Raw genomic sequence first — 17721 nt, forward strand, 5'->3', positions numbered from 1 at the left:
ACTATGAAAATCGGAATATTGCAAACAGGCCATGTTGTTGGTGAACTGCTTGAAAATCATGGTGATTTTGACGGCATGTTTAGAAAACTTTTGGACGGTTATGGGTTTGAATTTGAAACCTATAATGTCGTGGACAATGAGTTTCCTAACTCCCCCACACAAGCTGATGGCTGGCTGATAACTGGCTCTGCACATGGTGCATATGAAGACTTGCCTTGGATTGCCAAACTTGAAGACTTTTTGCGACAAACATACGCAAAGGACGTTCCAATTGTTGGAATTTGCTTTGGACATCAAATACTTGCCAAAGCCATGGGCGGCGAAGTCGTCAAGTACGATCAGGGATGGTCGATTGGCAATCAAGCCTACGCACTCGCGGCGCCACTTGATGAAAAGGTCCGTGTTGTGGCTTGGCACCAGGACCAAGTGACGAAGCTACCAGAACATGCAGAATGCTTGGGGAGTTCGCCATTTTGCCAAAACGCTTTCGTACGTTATGGCAACACGGCTTTCACGATGCAGGCTCATCCCGAGTTTGGCACTGCATTTGGCAAAGATTTGATGGAATACCGCAAAGACAGCTTGCCCCATCCCCTGATCGAAGAGGCGCGCGCCCATTTTGATGAAGGTCTGGATCAAGAAAAAATGGCCGCTCAAATTACTAGCTTCTTCAAAGAACGCACGCTGAAAGCTGGGTGAATAAGGGGCGCTTGCTGCGCCCCTTATTGCTATTCAATACCGCCGAAACACAGATATTTTGTTTCCAAATAGTCGTCCGTTCCGTACTTGGACCCTTCTCGCCCCAAGCCAGATTGTTTGATGCCGCCGAACGGCGCAACCTCGGTGGAAATTAGTCCGGTATTGATGCCCACCATGCCGTATTCCAAAGCCTCTGCGACTTTCCAGACGCGGGACAGATTGTTGGCATAAAAGTAAGAAGCCAAGCCGAATTCTGTGTCATTTGCTTGGGCAATTACATCATCAACATCCTTGAACTTGAACAAGGGCGCGACGGGGCCAAAAGTTTCGTCACGCGCGACCATCATCGATTTGTCAACATTGGTTAGTACTGTTGGTTCAAAAAACGTGCCACCTTTTTTATGTCGCATACCGCCTGCCAACACAGTTGCGCCTTTCGCTACTGCGTCGGCGATGTGGCTTGAGACCTTTTTGACCGCTTTTTCATCGATCAAGGGGCCGGTGCTTGTTCCTTCTTCAAGACCATTACCGACGTTGAGTTTACTCACCGCTTCAGCCAGCTTTTGAGAGAAAGCGTCATAAACGGCGTCTTGGACATATATTCTGTTTGCACAAACACACGTTTGACCGTTATTGCGGTATTTGGCGATCATGGCACCTTCGACTGCTGAATCCAGATCGGCATCATCAAACACAATGAAGGGGGCATTGCCGCCAAGCTCCAAGCTGATTTTCTTAATGTCATCAGCGCATTGTCGCATCAGTATTCGGCCAACCTGGGTTGACCCCGTAAAGGTGAGTTTTCTCACAATCGGATTGCTGCACAGCTCTTGGCCAACTTCAGATGCTTTTGAACTCGTTATGATGTTGAGCAGCCCATCCGGTAAACCGGCGCGTTGTGCCAACTCGGCCATCGCCAAAGCCGACAGAGGTGTTTCAGATGCAGGCCGCGCGACCACAGCACAACCCACAGCTAGCGCCGGGCCCACTTTTCGCGCAATCATGGCGTTGGGGAAGTTCCACGGCGTAATTGATGCAACAACTCCAATTGGTTGCTTGAGCACGACGATGCGTTTGTCTTCTTGATGGCCGGGAATTGTGTCGCCATAGATGCGTTTGGCTTCTTCGGCGAACCACTGGATGAAGCTCGCGCCGTAAAGGATTTCGCCCTTTGCTTCGGCGAGTGGTTTGCCCATTTCTGCGGTTAGGATGACCGCAAGATCATCGGCATTTTTGACCAACAGGTGATACCATTTCATCAATATTTCTGCACGATGCTTGCCGGTTTTCTTCGCCCATTCTCGTTGGGCTTGCTGAGCAAAACTGATGGCCAATCGCGTTTCTTTGACACCCAAGTCGGGCACAGTGGTGATTGTGTCGCCACAGGCCGGATTTTGTACGGTGATGATCGCGCCACCATCAGCGTCAACCCATTGCCCATTGATGAACGCTTGGCTTTTGACCAAACTTCCATCCTTGAGCATTGGAATAATGTTTCTTGACTTGCCCATTCTCATTGTGCTGCCGCCTCTTTGATCGCTTGTTCGAGGATGTCCATGGCTTCTTCAAAAAGCTCAGATTCAATTGTAAGTGGGGCAAGAAAGCGAATGACATTGCCGTACACACCACAAGTGAGCAAGACCAGCTTGTTCGCCAGCGCGAGGTCTTTCACCTTTGCTGTGAATGCTGGATCAGGTTGCCCATTCAAGTCGTTAAACTCAACGGCCACCATCATGCCCACGCCGCGCACGTCTGCGATTTGGGAGACGTCTTTTGAGATGTTTTTTAAGCGCTCTTGCAACAGCGCGCCCATTTGAATTGCGCGTTCACACAATTGTTCTTCTTCAATTACATCCAAAACAGCATGCGCTGCAGCAATCGCCAAAGGGTTACCGCCATATGTGCCGCCCAACCCGCCTGGTTCCGGAGCATCCATTATGTCGGCGCGTCCTGTGACTGCAGCTAGTGGCATCCCTCCGGCAAGCCCCTTGGCCATGCATGTCAGGTCAGCTGCGATGCCGTAGTTCTCCATGGCAAAGTGTTTTCCGGTGCGTGCAAAACCCGTTTGGATTTCATCCGCAATCAGGACCATGCCCTGCTGATCGCACAACTTTCGCAAAGCATCCATAAGCTCTTGAGGAACAGGATAGAACCCGCCCTCACCTTGGATTGGCTCAATAATGATCGCAGCAACACGCGTCGCTTCAATTTCACTTTTGAATATCCGCTCTATCCCGGCCAAACTATCTGCAACGGACACACCATGTACCTCAATTGGGAAAGGCGCATGGTAGATATCGGGCATCATTGACCCGAATTTCGTTTTGTAGGGCGCAACCTTGCCCGTAAGCGACATGCCCATATATGTTCGGCCATGGAAGCCCCCGCTAAAAGCGATCACCCCGGTGCGCCCTGTGTGTGCGCGGGCGATCTTTATCGCGTTTTCAACGGCTTCTGCCCCGGTAGTCACAAAGGCCGTCTTTTTCTCAAAGTCACCTGGCACCAAATTGTTTAACCGCTCGGCCAAATGAACGTAGTTTTCATAAGGCAATACATGATGACAAGTGTGCGTAAATTGGGCCAGTTGGGCCGTAATTGCCTCAACAATCTTTGGATGCCGATGGCCGGTGTTTACAACCGCAATACCGGCTGCAAAATCGATATATCGGTCGCCGTTTTGATCCACAACTTCTGCGTTTAACGCGCTTTTTGCAAAGATCGGGTTCATCAATCCAACCCCTTTTGGCAAAGCGGTAGCGCGGCGCTGCAAGAGCGCTTGATTTAGATCTTCCATTTTAGGTCTCCACATTTAAGGCGCGGCGCGTGCCGCGAGCTTAGAAATACGTCAGAACAAGCAAGGCAAATCCCGCAATCCAGATCGTTTCAGCGACCACCATGATCATTGCGGCGGGGCCGACCTCAAACAATTCTTTCAAAGATGTTTTCACCCCAAGTCCTGCCACTGCAGCCACCAACGCCCATTTTGAAAGTCCCGTAAAAACGTCAGCTGCAAACGGCGGAATCCAGCCAAATGAATTGATGATGACCAGCGCAACGAAACCAACCAAGAAGGGCGGGAAACGATTAATTTTTTTGTCCGCCGCTGGTTTTCGATTGGCGACAATGATGCTGATGATGGCAACGACGGGCACCAGCATGGCGACCCGCATGAGTTTAACAACAGTTGAAGTTTCACCTGCTAGATCCGACACTGTGTACCCGGCGCCAACCACCTGCGCCACATCGTGAATGGTGGCACCGAAGAACACACCCGCCTGTATCTCGTTCAGCCCAAACCCGCTTGCAATCAATGGGTAGACGATCATGGCAATCGTGCTCAAAGACGTCACTGCAACAACAGTAAAAATCGTGTCTCGCTCGACGATGGTTTGCTCAGACTTTGGTAAAGCCGAACTGATTGCCAAGGCGGCGGACGCCCCACAAATGCCAACAGAGCCGGCCGTGAGCAAGCCAAACCATTTGGTTTTGCCAAGCATTTTTGCCAAAACAAGACCAAGTAAGACTGTGGATACCAAACCCCCTATGACAATGACCGTTGTCATAGCTCCCAAATTGAGCACTTCATTGATCGTAATCCGAGCACCCAGAAAAGCGACACCAATCCGCAGAATTGTTTTTGAGGAAAACTGAACCCCTTCCATGAATTTGCCGGTTTCGTCGACAAAATTGAATGCCATACCCAAAAGCAACGCAAACAGCATTACTGGTGCGCCGTAGTTCGTGCCCAAAAAAGTTGCTGCCATGGCAATCGTTGCACAAAGCACCATGCCAGGCAGCAAAGTTTGGAAACGATCGCGCGCGATCTTGGGGAGGTCATTTTTCACAAGGGACAATCCAATTTGATTGAGTTCAGCTAGTCTGCAACGGCGGCGTTTGCCCGTGCACCGAACATGTCACTAAGGGGCGATGATGGCTTCATCAAAGTACGTTCGGCTAGTAATCCGTTTGCCATAGATTGGTCGCCAGATCGAATGGCTGCTTCCAACAAAGTGAGATTGATCACATCACGCTGTGCAATGGAGCCGCCAATCATGTGCGCGTTATGACGTGCGTTTGCTAAAAGGGTTTTCGCCGTTTCGTAATCTGCGCGCCCGAAGGCTCGAATGCCCTTGACGATTGGAAGGCCCGCCAGTTTGATAATGTCGGAGCTTGCTGTCGAGCCGTCTAAATTGTCTTCCAGCGCCGCAACCAACTTGTCTGCTTGTTGGTCGCGTCCAGTGGCGACCATGGACATCATGGCATGCATATCATTGAACGGCATATAGGCTTGGTCCAGATAATTCTCGTAATTGTTGGCAGCAGGCACCCATCTTTCGCCCACATCCACACCGTCCAAATGTAAGCGCCACAACAATGCTGCTGAATCATGCATGTCCATCATTTCTGATTGCGGGCTAACAGCCATATATTGGTCGTGCATTTGTAGAGCGGTTTCAAACTCGCAGTTTTCTATCCAATACAAAGACAAATGCCAGCGATTATGGATCGACAAATAGTTATTATTTGCCCACTTGTCCTCGCAGTCTTGCATAAATGAGATGCCGTTCTTGGTCTTGCCCTGCATCTCGTAGCAGTGGGCCAAGGCGTGAACACCCCAGGTGTCTTTTGGATTTAGGGAAACGCATTGCAGCGCCCTCGCCTCGGCTTGTTGGTAATGCCCCGCTTCTTCCATGCCAAAAGCCTGCATGCCCAAAATGTAGGAATATTCTGGGTCAGCTTCTGACCAATGAGACATGACGCGTGCAGGCCGGTCTCGGGTAGAGCTGACGTGACCTAGAAGAAAGTCTGTTTGGTGGCCAAATTGCAGCGCACATAAATCGCGTGGATGATCAAAAAGTATATCCGCATATGCTTGGGAAGCAGCATAAAAATCGCCATCAATCCAAAGCTTGATTGCTTTAATGTGCCCGCGCTCTCTTTCGTTTGCTTTGTCGAAAAGGGGTGCGAGCAAATGATATTGCGCAGCCAAATCCTTTTGACGTTCCTTATTGCTGGCCACCAAATACATGCCAGCCAAAAAGCAGCGAGCCATAATGAAATCGGGCGAGCGCTCCAAAACTTCACGAATAATGGCAACGGGATCGGGGGCATAACCCAGCATCAAAACCGCGGCCCTGTGGAACTCGTCGATATCATGCTGATTGTTGTGCGATACCGGTGCACCAAAGCCGTCAAAATATGTCATTGCCAACCGTCCCCCCCAAACTCATTTTAAACAGAACCGTGCAGCTTTTGATAGCCGTCACGTGTTTGCGGTAGTTTCATTCCCAATTCAGAACCGGCAACTTGATTTCGAAGCATTTGCGCTGTTCCGCCACCAATTGTGAACATGCGCGCATCACGCGCCATCCGCTCCATCGGCAAAGAACGGCCATAGCCGTTCGCGCCATGAATTTGCAGAGCCGAATTGGTTACGTTGATCGCGTTTTCCGCTGCGAAAATCTTGGCTTGAGCGGCCATGTTTTTGTCTGGATATCCGGTACCGCCGCTTTTTGCTGCTTTGTAAATCAACGCTTGGGCCGCTGCTAATCCTGTTGCCATATCGGCCAACATCCATTGAATACCTTGGAATTCGGCAATTGGGCGGCCAAACTGTTCACGTTGCTTTGCGAAGTCTAGCGCACGCTCATATGAGCCTTGCGCGATACCATGCGCAACGGTAGCAGCGCCAACACGTTGGCCATTATAGGCACTCATCAAAAATCCAAAGCCGTGTTTGAAACCTTGCGGCAATTTCACCACGTGCGCGTCAGGCACAAACATATCCTCAAAATGCACATGAGTTTCAGGAATGCCGCGCAGTCCCATCGCGAATTCACGCTCACCTATGCGCAAACCCGCAGTTGCATCGCGAAATGCCAAGAAGCCGCCAATGCCTTGCTCGACACCATCTTCAATTACGCGCGCAAAGATTAAATGAACCTTGGAGACGCCACCGCCGGTGATCCAGTGCTTCTCGCCATTGAGAACATAGCCTTCGCCCTTGCGCACTGCAGTTGTGGTCATGTCTGTTGCGGCGCTACCAGCGCCCGGCTCGGTTATGCAAATCGCTGGTTTGTCACCGGCAAGCACATAACTGGCCGCCAGTTTTTTTTGCGCATCGTCGCCATATCCCATGATGGCACCAATGCCGCCCATATTGGCTTCCACAACAATCCGCCCCGATACGCCGCAGTTGCGCGCGATCTGTTCAATCACCAACACCACATCAAAATAACTTAACCCAGCCCCGCCATATTCTTTGGGAATAGTCATGCCCATAAAGCCAGCTTCAGTAAGCTTTTCAACGTTGTCCCAAGGATAAGCTTCATCCTTATCAACCTGCGCTGCACGCGATTTGATATGGCCGTCAGACAGATCCTTGGCCCGTGCTTGAAGTTCAATTTGCTCTTTGCTCAGGTCAAACAACATTACTCTCCTGCTGGCCGCAATCTGGCCACTTGTTCATCATCAAAATCTTGCATGTTTTTCGCTGCACGGAACTGCTCGAGTTCGCGCAGAATTTCGTCGGTATCAGCGCCACAACGCGGCGGAGCACGACGGTAAGTTACCGGTGTCTTTGAGAGTTTCGCTGGATTTCCAATTAGCTCAACATGGCCGGACTTGGCATTTTTATCTTGCATCGAAACGCGCATTTCGCGCGCCGCAACTTGCTCACTGCCAAACAACTCAGGCAACGTATTGATTGGGCCACCTGGAATACCTTCAGCTTCCATTTGCGCCAGCAAGTCAGCTTTCCTTACCCCCAGCAACTCCAATCTCAATATGCGCACAAGCTCCTCGCGATTGAGCAATCGGTCCGCATTTTTGATAAAACGTTCGTCTTTGGCGATATCATTGCGTCCGATGATGGCGCAAAACTTCACGAACTGTGCATCATTACCAACAGCTACAATTAGGTGACCATCAGCCACCTCAAAGACTTGATAGGGCACAATATTGGGGTGCTGATTGCCGCGCCGCACCGGGGTCTTGCCCGAAAGTAAATAATTGGTGCCTTCATTGACCAACCACGCGGTTTGAACATCTGCTAGCCCAAGGTCAATATGCTGACCCTCGCCGGTTTTTCCGCGGTGGTGCAGAGCGGCCAGCAAACTGGTCGCCGCGTACATGCCGGTCATAACGTCGGATATGCCAACAGCAACCTTCATGGGCTCACCTTCAGGCTCGCCGGTAAGGCTCATTATTCCGCCGAACCCTTGCGCTAGCAGGTCATATCCAGGACGATGGGCATTTGGGCCAGTCTGTCCAAAACCAGAAATTGAGCAATATATGAGCTGAGGGCAGCGTGCTGAAAGCGTTGCGAAATCAAGTCCGTATTTCGCCAGTCCGCCGACTTTGAAATTCTCCACGAAAAGATCACATGTTTCAGCCAGCTGGCGCACAGTTTCAGCATCATCGGGATTTGATATATCAAGCGCTATTGAACGCTTATTGCGATTTGCCGAAAGATAATAGGCACTTTCGCTACTCTGCGACCCATCACAGTTTTGAACAAATGGAGGCCCCCACGTCCGCGTGTCGTCACCAACTCCCGGGCGCTCAACTTTTATTATGTCAGCACCAAGATCACCCAATAACTGTGTGCAAGTGGGCCCCGCAAGAATTCGGCTAAGGTCAAGAACGCGCACACCTGCGAGCGGACCCTGCACCATTTTTTGCTTCTGATCGCCAACGCTCATCGTGACATCCCCACCTCTCTGGAGGATCAATATCACCCAGAAAATTCCTTGTTGCAGCGACCATAAATATTAAATAAGCTAAACAAAAGCGATTAAATATTCAGAATAGTGTTCTGTTTCGTAACATAAGGAAATACCATGAACATACGGTTTTTGCGGACGATGGTGGCGATATCGCAGTATCCATCGTTCTTTGCGGCAGGTGAAGCACTGGGATTAAGCCACTCCGCAGTTAGTGTTCATGTGAAGTCATTAGAAGACGAGCTTCAAATCACACTTGTTGATCGCTCTCGCCGCCCACCCGTGCTTACGGATAAAGGAATTGCAATGGTCGAGCACGCAAAGCGCATGCTTGAAATATCCGATGAAATCAAAGCATTAGCGAGCGAAGAGACGCTGATCGGCAGGCTTTCAATCGGGGTAGTGCCTTCGTCGCTGATAAATCTGGTCCCCCCAGGGCTGGCGGCCTTACGCCAAAGCCACCCAAGGCTCCAAATCCGCTTAAAAGCGGACCTTTCACAAGAATTGGCACAGCAAGTTCGCAATCGCGATATTGACGTCGCAATTGTCACCGAACCGGGCCAAGTTATGGAGGGCTTGCGCGCGCAGAGCATTTGCGAAGAGCCACTAAACATTATTGCACCTGCCAGCGCCAAAGAAGAAACAGCTAGAGAACTTCTTAGCTCACATCCATTCATCTGGTTCAATCGCCGAACTTGGGCGGGTCAACAGATTGAAAGGCATTTGATAGAACAAAAAATTCATGTTCAGTCGGTGCTGGAAGTGGACACATTGGAGGCCATCGAGTCGTTGGTGCGCAACGGCATTGGCATTTCGATTGCGCCTAAAAGGGTCTGTTCACCAGAGTATTCGGACGATTTGAAGATCGTTCCATTAGGCGAGCCGCAGATATACCGCGAACTTATCATGGTAGACCGCATCAACAACCCAAGGGCAAAACTTGTTGATGCTTTGTATGCTGAACTGGTGGCCCTTGTTGCTTGATCCGATCAAGTCAAACTTCACCGTATTTGGAACTGTTTTGGCAAATCACAGAAATCCGTTTACAGCAGAGCGCCTACGTGTGGAATGGCAAAGAATATGCCAATCAAGGCCTTTAATTCTTATTCCCTTCTGCGCGTCTGCTCTGTCATTCTCCCTTTAAAGGGGGATGAGTTTCCCAGAATAGACGTGCACGCTTTGGCTAAACATCGCGAACAGCGCCTGAGAGACTTGATCGCTGAGTGCAGAAAACTCTGCATGCCATTGCACTCCATAAAAGAAATTTCGGTCTGGATCGCAGAATGCCTCAACTAATCCATCTTGGGATATTGCTTCGGAGCGCAAACTATCTGCTAAAATGTCGACGGCTTGCTTATGGAGCGAATTCACTTCCGCGCGGACTAATCCCAGATGTTCACGTAAACGACCATCTTGGACCAATTCAACAATATGGGACGGCGCGTATCGCGTTTCTGGTGGCCCATCTTGTGGTCGAACGCAATGGTCAGCAAACGACAGGTTGCCATACAGATCATTTCGCAACGTTCCACCTAAAGCGACGTTCATTTCTTGCATACCCCGGCAAATACCCAGCATGGGCACATCTTTTTTGTGCGCCAGTTTAATCAACTGCAAAACTGAACGGTCTCGCTGAGGATCGAATGGTCCGTGAGATTGCAGGTTGCCCACACCACCATAGTGGTGTGGCTCCACATTTGTTGTGTCGCCAGTCAGTAAGATTCCATCTACAATTTGCACCAAGTCTTCTAACGCATCTGCGCTAGCGCTTGTCGGCACTACAATGCAATTGGCGCCCACCGCTTCACTTACGGCTCTGCAGTATTTATCATCAACCGTTTGGGTTGGCAGGCCTGCTTCAAAGCCAGAATTTGCCATTACGGCTATCAAAGGCAACCGATTTCGAGTGTTTTTCATCTGCTCTTGCATCCCGAATGGGTGAACTTTATCGCTTCAATGATCGCGAATAATAAATCTCAATTTTGTGCTGCACATATTCCAAGACCATCGATAACAGCCAATAGACAACAGAAACGGTGATCAGCATTTCAAGTATTCTAAAATCTGCGCGCCCTTGGGTGCGGGCTATGAACATTATGTCCCAAACCCCGACAACAGATACCAACGATGAATCTTTAAGCATTGCGATGAACTGGTTGCCGGTAGGCGGCACGATAAATCGCATTGCTTGTGGCATGATTACCTTTTGGAAAGTGCGCAACCGGCTCAACCCTAGAGCGTCCGCGGCTTCCCATTGACCCAGCGAGATCGATTGAATGCCAGAGCGGAAAATTTCCGTCATGTAGGCCCCATAAACCAAACCTAGAGCTGCAATGGCTGCAGGAATTGGTTCCACCACAATGCCGATTTGTGGCAGGCCGAGATAGATCAAGAAAAGCTGCACCAGAAGCGGCACGCCACGGAAATATGAAGTATAGAAGCCACCAACCCCTTGCAAAATGCCAATACCAGACATTTTGGCCGTTGCGCCCAACAGGGCCAACACAAATGCCAGCGATATGGAAAGAGCCGAAACGTAGATTGTGGTCACCAACCCTTGAGACAGCAAAAAGGGTAACTTCTTTCCAATGAATGCATAACTCAAATCAAATGAGTAGAACGCCCCCATTGCGAATGCAGCTAGCAATATCCAAGTTGCAAACTGCTGAACCAGGCTAGGTAGTGCCAAAAGTAAAAGGAAACTGCCAACGGCTAGGACATAAATGACCAGTGAGACAGAAGCACTTCCCCACCAACCGGCCAACGCCTGTTCGTTCATGGCCACCAAAAATAGCTGACCAAAACCACTGCGGTTCAAGCCAAGCGATAAGGCAAACACCATTGGAACAATCGCGAATATAAAAGCTGCCTTGAGACGGGGCGCACCCCGTCTCAAACCATTTGTTAAAGTGACCATGTTGGGCATTGCCTACTTAACTGTGACCAAATCTACGCCATGCCATTTGACTGAAAGTGCAGCCAAAGTTCCATCGTCCCGCATTTGCTCAACAACTTCTGCGATCTTTGCATTCAGTTCCGCATCACCCTTGTCGGTTGCAATGCCAAGCGGTTCGTAAAACACCGGATCACCAATTTGCTTGACTGGCATCCCGCGTTCTACCGCCTGTGCAACAACTGAAAGTGATTGAATTAGGCCATCCATGCGCACCCCATCGCCAACGGATAGATCATCAAACTCATTGATATCCGAATAGAGCTTCACTTCGCTGGGTGAAATATCATAGGTGAACTCAGGTGCGCCAACCACATCCATCTCAAGACGATGTTCCAGATAGGCATGGTAGGTCGAAGACCCAACAACACCCATGACTTTGCCATCTAAATCTGATGGTTTTGTCGCCGAAGAGTTTTTGTGCACAGCAACAACAGCTGGCGAAAAATAGTAAATCGCTGGAAAATCGAGAATTTCAGCGCGACTCTTTGTTGGTGTCATGGAACCAATCACCATGTGCCACCGACCAGACCAATTGCCGGCTGTCATCACTTCCCAGCCCGGCGTGATGAATTTGACTTCCACACTCATCCGCTTGGCAACTTCTTTGGCAACCGAAATGTCAAAGCCTTGCAACTGGTTATCATCGCCCAAAAAGGAATTTGGTCGGTAATCTGAGTTGGTGCCAACAATCAGCATTTTGTCAGCCATAATTTTATCCAGAACTTCGCCCGCAAATGCTGACGCGCTCGCGCCCAACACCATAACCGCTGCGGCTGTGCCCAAAAGAGCTTCTTTTAATTTCATTGTCTTCTCCCTTATTCGCTTCCCCCCCCAAAAAAAAGGAGCAAGAAACACCAGGAGCAACCATGGGGCGCTCGCTAAGAATCTCAAAATCGATTTGCTTGACACAATTCATAGAAAATCTCTATAGATTGTTTATGAAAACACCCAAACGCTTTGTTCCAACCCTCACAGAACTTCGCGCTTTAAGCGCCGTTTCAAGGCACAAATCTGTGTCAGCTGCAGCGGAAGAACTGAACGTCTCTCAGCCGACAGTGTCCTACCATATCAAACGGTTAGAGGAGAGATGGGAAACTAAATTGTTCCGCACGCAAGGCCGATCATTGGTGCAAACCGAATTTGCACAAGACCTGTTGCATGATGTTTATGCAATCAATGAAAGCATAGATAAACTCTCGCAAAGACTGAATGAAAAAGGCGCGCAAAAACCACTTTCCATCAGCACATCTTCTTCATTTGCTTCGATTTTTTTGGTGCCACGGATCGAGCAGTTTCGTCGCAGGTATCCGCAAACACCCATTAGGGTAAATGTTGCAAATCGATTTGTTGATTTTTCCGAGGATCAAATAGACATCGCCATCAGGCTGCTCACCAAGCCGGCCCAAACGATGTCGTTGACCGAACCAAACATGGTGATCCCACTTCCCAACGAAACCATGCGCATCGTATGCTCGCCGCAATATTTGGATGAACTCAAACAACAAACTGGCGACTTCAAAACTGACCCAACAAGTATTCTTGGGCATGCCAAAATCATCGATGAAGATGGTACTTTTTATTGGAGTAAGTTCTTATCCATTTACGCGCCAAGATTTACCGACGAAAGCCGCGCAGACTTATCCTACAATAATGCAGACTTGGTTTTGCAGAGCGCGATTGCTGGACAAGGCATTGCCATTGTGCGCGAACTATATGTTGCTGATGCCATTTCCAAAGGTGAACTTGTGGAGCCGTTTACAGCCACAATTCCTTGCGAGCGCATGTTTCAATTCGTCTTGCCCGAAACCCGCATGCAGTCTGCGGTGGGTCTGGCGTTTATCGATTGGTTGGGCAAAGAAATTCAAGCGGCCAAACTGCGGACATAAAACTAGACTGCGCGTTGAGCGCCCTTCAACCCGCTCACTGCGATCATTTCATTTTCTGTCTACAATTATTTGGGACATACTCTACTCAAAACTGTGTGACGAAATGCATCGCACCTCATCTCGAGCCAACAGGCGTTTTCAACTGATTATACAACTGTTCAGTTTTCCGATCGTGAGAAGAGGCACCACCTAGACTTGAAACGCAAATTGAGGCTTGTTTGTTCCCCGCCAACAAACATTCGGCTGAAGTCCTGCCATCAAGCCATGCCGAGATAAACCCTGCATTGAAGGCATCGCCGGCCCCGGTTGTGTCAACCACCTCTCTCGCAATTGCTGGCGAATGAATTTGATCGCCACTTTGGATCAGAGACGCACCATCGGCACTTTTTTTGACGACCACAAGGCAGCTTTCGCCAAATGTTGCGTTTACATCTGACGCCACAATCTCATCGGTTTGCAAAATAAACTGCAGCTCTGCTAGGTTTGGCAAAAAAACATCAACTTGTGAGATCAATTTTGTGGCGTCACGATGATGCATCGCACCCTCATCCCAAGAGCAATCAAGCGAGACTGTTAGGTGTGCTTGGCTCGCCCAATCCAAGAGCTGTGGGCATTCAATCAGCGTTGCCAGCTCGGCAATATGCAGGTGACGATATTCGCCGCTCTCAAGTTCCTTTTGGCAGGCCGCAGGTACTGCAAAACCGCCTCTTCTTGTCAAAAATGCTCTGTCACCATTATGGGCCATGGCAATTGTGGTTTGAATTCCCCATTCGGGCGACGCCACAACACAGGGGCCAACATCAATATCTGCAGAAAAAATCTCTTCGTGAATGAGGGCATCAAAAGGTGCAGCCGGCAAAACAGCACAAAGCGCGGTGGTTTTTCCACAACTCACAAGGTGTGCTGCCGTTATGTAGGCGCCGCCGCCCGCATGCACGCCAAATTTATCGGCGAAAACTTCTTCACCGAGAACGGGCATGCGCGCAAATTCAGAAAACACGAAATCGCAATACACCCGCCCTACGGTAAGGATTTTACCGGACTTGCCTATACTCACAGAATTGAATTCTGAGTTTGTGTGTCAAAGAAATGAATTTCATCTGCTGGCGCATTCAAACGAACGATATCGCCCATTTGCGGATGCTGTCGACCCGGCGCACTGGCAATGACTTCATTGTCCCCCACTTGCACATAAAGCAGCGTTTCGGTCCCCAATGGCTCAACCAGCAGTACTTTGCCCTCCATCAAACAGGGTGCCCCGTCCGCAACGGGCACCAATGCACTTGGCCGTATGCCAATCGTGATGCTGTCCACCTTGGTATCCCTTGGCAAGTCTATCGTTAGATTGTCAGCTACCTGCACACCTTTATCGGTACGTTGACCTTCCAACATGTTCATTGAAGGCGCACCGATGAACTGAGCGACAAACATATTTTTCGGACTTTGAAAAACTTGCGAAGGCGTTCCAACCTGCTGAATGTAACCATCTTTCATAATCACAATTCGATCCGCCAGTGTCATGGCTTCGACTTGGTCGTGGGTCACAAAGATGATTGTCGTCCCCACACGTTGGTGCAGTTTTTTGATTTCCAACCGCATTTGCGTGCGCAATTGGGCATCCAAATTTGAAAGCGGTTCATCAAACAAAAACACCGCTGGATCGCGAACCATTGCCCGGCCGATTGCAACTCTTTGGCGTTGACCACCGGATAATTGGGAGGGCTTACGATCAAGCAGATCGGTCATGCTCAACAACGCCGCGACCTCTTCGATCTTCTTTTCTTTTTCTTCCTTTGGCAGCTTTGCCGTGTGCAGACCGAAACCGATATTTTTGCGCACACTCATATGCGGGTAAATCGCGTAGTTTTGGAACACCATCGCAATATTGCGCTCTTTTGGCTCCAAGTTATTGACCACTAGATCATTGATTTGAACTTCGCCTTCACTGACCTCTTCAAGCCCGGCAAGCATGCGCAACGTGGTTGATTTACCGCACCCAGAGGGTCCAACAAAAACAATGAACTCACCGTCACTCACCTCGAGATCTATGCCATGAAGGACCTCGGTTTTACCGTATCTTTTCGTCAGTTTTTTGAGTGAAACAGTTGCCACCTCAATTCCCCCTTTTAGAAGCTAGCTGGTTGAACGATTTTTCACGTTCGTCATCTGCCACTTGTTGTTTTTTAAGGTTAGCTGCAAGGTTTTCTTTGAACAGCTTTATCTGCTTTTGGTATCCGTCTAACGACGCGCGCAAGGCATCTGGGCCCGGCCCGCCAAATCGGTCTCGAACTTTTACAAAGTGTTCAGCGGCCACCGCGCGCTGATACATCTCGAGATCCAAACAGGATTTTTGGCCGATGGATTCACCAAAATGCACCAAGAAATCTTCGTACCCTTGTGCCAAACCAACGTTCTTTGCGATCACTGACTTGGCGGTTTGTGCTGCCACTTCGTGCGCTTGGCGGAACGACAATCCGTCTTTGCGCACAAGCGTATCAGCCAACTCGGTTATCGTGATGCAAGACGCATCCGTGTTTTGGCGCACTTTATCTGCATTGATTGAAAGGGCTGGAACAAATGCGCTAAGAAGCTGCAAAACACGGCCACCACTCTCAAACGCGGCGTACCCGGCCTGTTGCACTTCCCCCTCACTATCGTTCATATCGGTGAACGGGGTATTGTGCATATTGTTGACCATCATGTCACAGCGCCCAACGCTCAAAGATGACAACAGCCGTAGATGTTCTATTGGCACCGGATTGCGTTTTTGCGGCATAATCGAGCTGATCTGAACAAAGCTGTTTGGCACATAGAGTTGACCAACTTCAAAAGCACTCCAAAACTGAAAATCCTGAACCAAACGCCCCAGATGTAAAAACAGTAGTTTCATAGCTGAATAAAGTCCGGTCACGTAATCAACGGACGCGATGCACCCATACGCGTTTTCCTGTGGCGCGCCAAAACCAAGCAAATTTGCCATGCGATGGCGATCAATTGGAAAACCACTGGTTGTGATGGCTGCGGCCCCCATTGGGCATTTATCCAAAGACTTACGTGCAAGTTCCAAGCGCTCAATATCGCGCAACAACACTTCGGTGGCCGCACCCAAATAGTGCCCAAAGGTACTGGGTTGGGCAGGTTGGCCATGGGTATAAGCGACAATCAGTGTGTCACTTTCCCTTTGGGCCGTTGAGACCATTTGGTCCGCCAAATTTTGGGCCAGTGCAAGCAGAGCGTCCGTGCGTTGCTGAAGCACCAACTTAAACACGGTATGGTCCATGTCGTTGCGACTGCGGGCTGTGTGCAAAGCGCCAGCGATATCGGGTCCAAGTCGAGATTTGAGCTCCGCTTCAACCAGAAAGAAATAGTCTTCGAATTCGCCGGTATATTGCAGACCGTCAACATCAACATTTTGGTCAATGTGAAGCAGCGCATTTGCTATTTTTGCTGCGGTTTCTTCATCAACGATCTTTGTTTCGGCCAGCATCACCAGATGAGCTTGATTGATCGCTCGAATTGGCTGCACATAGTGCGCCTTGGCCCCTTCGAAAAGCGGAGCCAAAACGGTATCTTTGTAAGTCTCATTCGGAAATTTAGTTGTGTCCTTCATCCTTTAAGACCTGCCATGACGACACCGCGAATGATGTATTTTTGGAATATCAAGAAGACGATCAAAGTTGGAATCGTCGCCAAAGCCGCACCAGTCATAATCAGTTCCCATTCAACAGATTGCTCAACACTGAACGTGGTTAGTCCCACTGGCAATGTGTACAATTCAGGACTATTGGTCACGATAAGCGGCCAGATGAATGCGGTCCAATTGCCGAGAAACACAAATATGGCAAGCGCGGCAAGAGCTGGTGTCACCATGGGCATTGCCACGCGCCACCAAATCTCAAATTCGTTCAACCCGTCTATGCGGGCCGCTTCAAGAAAATCATCAGGCACTGTCTCAAAGAATTGCTTCATCAAGAATGTACCAAAAGCGGTCATAACGCCGGGAAACATGATGCCCCAATAGCTATCCAACCAGCCGAATGTTTTTGCCATCATGTACCAGGGAATAATCAGCATTTCTGTTGGGATCATAAGCGTTGAAAGGATCGCTATAAAAACGATCATCCGACCGCGGAACTCAAATTTGCAAAGCACATACCCAACCAGAGAGTCGAAAATCACAGCAGAAACGGTTGTCGCGGTGGCGATGATTAGCGAGTTGAAGAACCAGCTATAAAAACGGCCGTCTTCCAAGACGTACACATAATTGTCTAGTGTTGGCTCATCGGGGATAATCGACAGATTGTAGATTTCATGCGGCCATTTCAAAGAAGTGGAGAGCATATAAACGATGGGCAGTACCATGAGAATTCCGCCGCCGAACAAGAGAACCCATCGCGCGATTTGCCCTATGTCAAATTGGTTTCTCCTCGGCATTGTTTTGGCCACATCGAGCGTG

16 protein-coding genes are annotated in these 17721 nt (G+C 49.5%); 3 read left to right on the plus strand and 13 right to left on the minus strand.

Annotated features, from left to right (window positions below):
- Window positions 1-3 precede the first annotated feature (3 nt).
- The gene (locus tag O4H47_RS02745; protein WP_269392404.1) at window positions 4-699 is read left to right on the plus strand and encodes a type 1 glutamine amidotransferase; all 696 of its coding nucleotides are present in this window, start codon (window positions 4-6) and stop codon (window positions 697-699) included.
- A gap of 29 nt (window positions 700-728) precedes the next feature.
- On the opposite strand, the gene O4H47_RS02750 is transcribed toward O4H47_RS02745, so the two are convergent.
- Genes O4H47_RS02750 through O4H47_RS02775 form a run of 6 tightly spaced genes read right to left on the minus strand, consistent with a single transcriptional unit; the run spans window position 729 to window position 8402 of the window.
- Window positions 729-2210, minus strand: coding sequence for an NAD-dependent succinate-semialdehyde dehydrogenase (locus tag O4H47_RS02750; RefSeq protein WP_269392821.1), 1482 nt, complete (start codon window positions 2208-2210; stop codon window positions 729-731).
- Window positions 2211-2212: 2 nt separating this feature from the next.
- Window positions 2213-3493, minus strand: a complete 1281-nt coding sequence (locus O4H47_RS02755; protein WP_269392405.1) for a 4-aminobutyrate--2-oxoglutarate transaminase — start codon at window positions 3491-3493, stop codon at window positions 2213-2215.
- 40 nt (window positions 3494-3533) lie between these two features.
- Window positions 3534-4544, minus strand: coding sequence for a YeiH family protein (locus O4H47_RS02760; protein WP_269392406.1), 1011 nt, complete (start codon window positions 4542-4544; stop codon window positions 3534-3536).
- A 29-nt stretch (window positions 4545-4573) separates the two neighbouring features.
- A complete protein-coding gene (locus tag O4H47_RS02765) occupies window positions 4574-5905 on the minus strand; it encodes a tetratricopeptide repeat protein (RefSeq protein ID WP_269392407.1) in 1332 nt (443 codons plus the stop codon).
- A 26-nt stretch (window positions 5906-5931) separates the two neighbouring features.
- On the minus strand, window positions 5932-7131 hold the full coding sequence (acdA, locus tag O4H47_RS02770; RefSeq protein WP_269392408.1) for a 3-sulfinopropanoyl-CoA desulfinase: 1200 nt from the start codon (window positions 7129-7131) through the stop codon (window positions 5932-5934).
- On the minus strand, window positions 7131-8402 hold the full coding sequence (locus O4H47_RS02775) for a CaiB/BaiF CoA transferase family protein (protein WP_269392409.1): 1272 nt from the start codon (window positions 8400-8402) through the stop codon (window positions 7131-7133). The genes acdA and O4H47_RS02775 overlap by 1 nt, the downstream gene beginning before the upstream one ends.
- A gap of 138 nt (window positions 8403-8540) precedes the next feature.
- Between O4H47_RS02775 and O4H47_RS02780 the strand changes: the two genes are divergently transcribed.
- Window positions 8541-9407, plus strand: coding sequence for a LysR substrate-binding domain-containing protein (locus tag O4H47_RS02780; protein WP_269392410.1), 867 nt, complete (start codon window positions 8541-8543; stop codon window positions 9405-9407).
- Between the two features lie 156 nt (window positions 9408-9563).
- Here the strand turns inward: O4H47_RS02780 and O4H47_RS02785 are convergent, their stop codons facing one another.
- Genes O4H47_RS02785 through O4H47_RS02795 form a run of 3 tightly spaced genes read right to left on the minus strand, consistent with a single transcriptional unit; the run spans window position 9564 to window position 12183 of the window.
- Window positions 9564-10352 (minus strand): gamma-glutamyl-gamma-aminobutyrate hydrolase family protein, encoded by a 789-nt coding sequence (locus O4H47_RS02785; RefSeq protein ID WP_331283663.1) that lies wholly within the window; start codon window positions 10350-10352, stop codon window positions 9564-9566.
- 16 nt (window positions 10353-10368) lie between these two features.
- On the minus strand, window positions 10369-11340 hold the full coding sequence (locus O4H47_RS02790; protein ID WP_269392412.1) for an amino acid ABC transporter permease: 972 nt from the start codon (window positions 11338-11340) through the stop codon (window positions 10369-10371).
- 12 nt (window positions 11341-11352) lie between these two features.
- Entirely contained in the window at window positions 11353-12183 is an 831-nt protein-coding gene (locus O4H47_RS02795) for a transporter substrate-binding domain-containing protein (protein WP_269392413.1), read from the minus strand.
- Window positions 12184-12317: 134 nt separating this feature from the next.
- On the opposite strand from O4H47_RS02795, the gene O4H47_RS02800 reads away from it, so the two are divergent.
- Window positions 12318-13265, plus strand: coding sequence for a LysR substrate-binding domain-containing protein (locus O4H47_RS02800; protein ID WP_269392414.1), 948 nt, complete (start codon window positions 12318-12320; stop codon window positions 13263-13265).
- Between the two features lie 115 nt (window positions 13266-13380).
- Here O4H47_RS02800 and O4H47_RS02805 read toward each other — a convergent pair whose 3' ends face one another.
- The 4 genes from O4H47_RS02805 to O4H47_RS02820 are packed head-to-tail and all read right to left on the minus strand — an operon-like array spanning window position 13381 to window position 17699.
- On the minus strand, window positions 13381-14322 hold the full coding sequence (locus O4H47_RS02805) for a carbohydrate kinase family protein (protein WP_269392415.1): 942 nt from the start codon (window positions 14320-14322) through the stop codon (window positions 13381-13383).
- Entirely contained in the window at window positions 14319-15377 is a 1059-nt protein-coding gene (locus tag O4H47_RS02810) for an ABC transporter ATP-binding protein (RefSeq protein WP_269392416.1), read from the minus strand. The genes O4H47_RS02805 and O4H47_RS02810 overlap by 4 nt, the downstream gene beginning before the upstream one ends.
- A gap of 1 nt (window position 15378) precedes the next feature.
- Window positions 15379-16875: an argininosuccinate lyase gene (gene argH, locus O4H47_RS02815; RefSeq protein ID WP_269392417.1), complete on the minus strand. Its 1497-nt coding sequence runs from the start codon at window positions 16873-16875 to the stop codon at window positions 15379-15381.
- Window positions 16872-17699, minus strand: coding sequence for a carbohydrate ABC transporter permease (locus O4H47_RS02820; RefSeq protein ID WP_269392822.1), 828 nt, complete (start codon window positions 17697-17699; stop codon window positions 16872-16874). Before O4H47_RS02820 ends, argH begins: the two co-directional genes overlap by 4 nt.
- Window positions 17700-17721 lie beyond the last annotated feature (22 nt).

Source organism: Maritalea porphyrae (assembly GCF_027213965.1).
GTDB classification, from domain to species: Bacteria; Pseudomonadota; Alphaproteobacteria; order Rhizobiales; family Devosiaceae; genus Maritalea; species Maritalea porphyrae_A.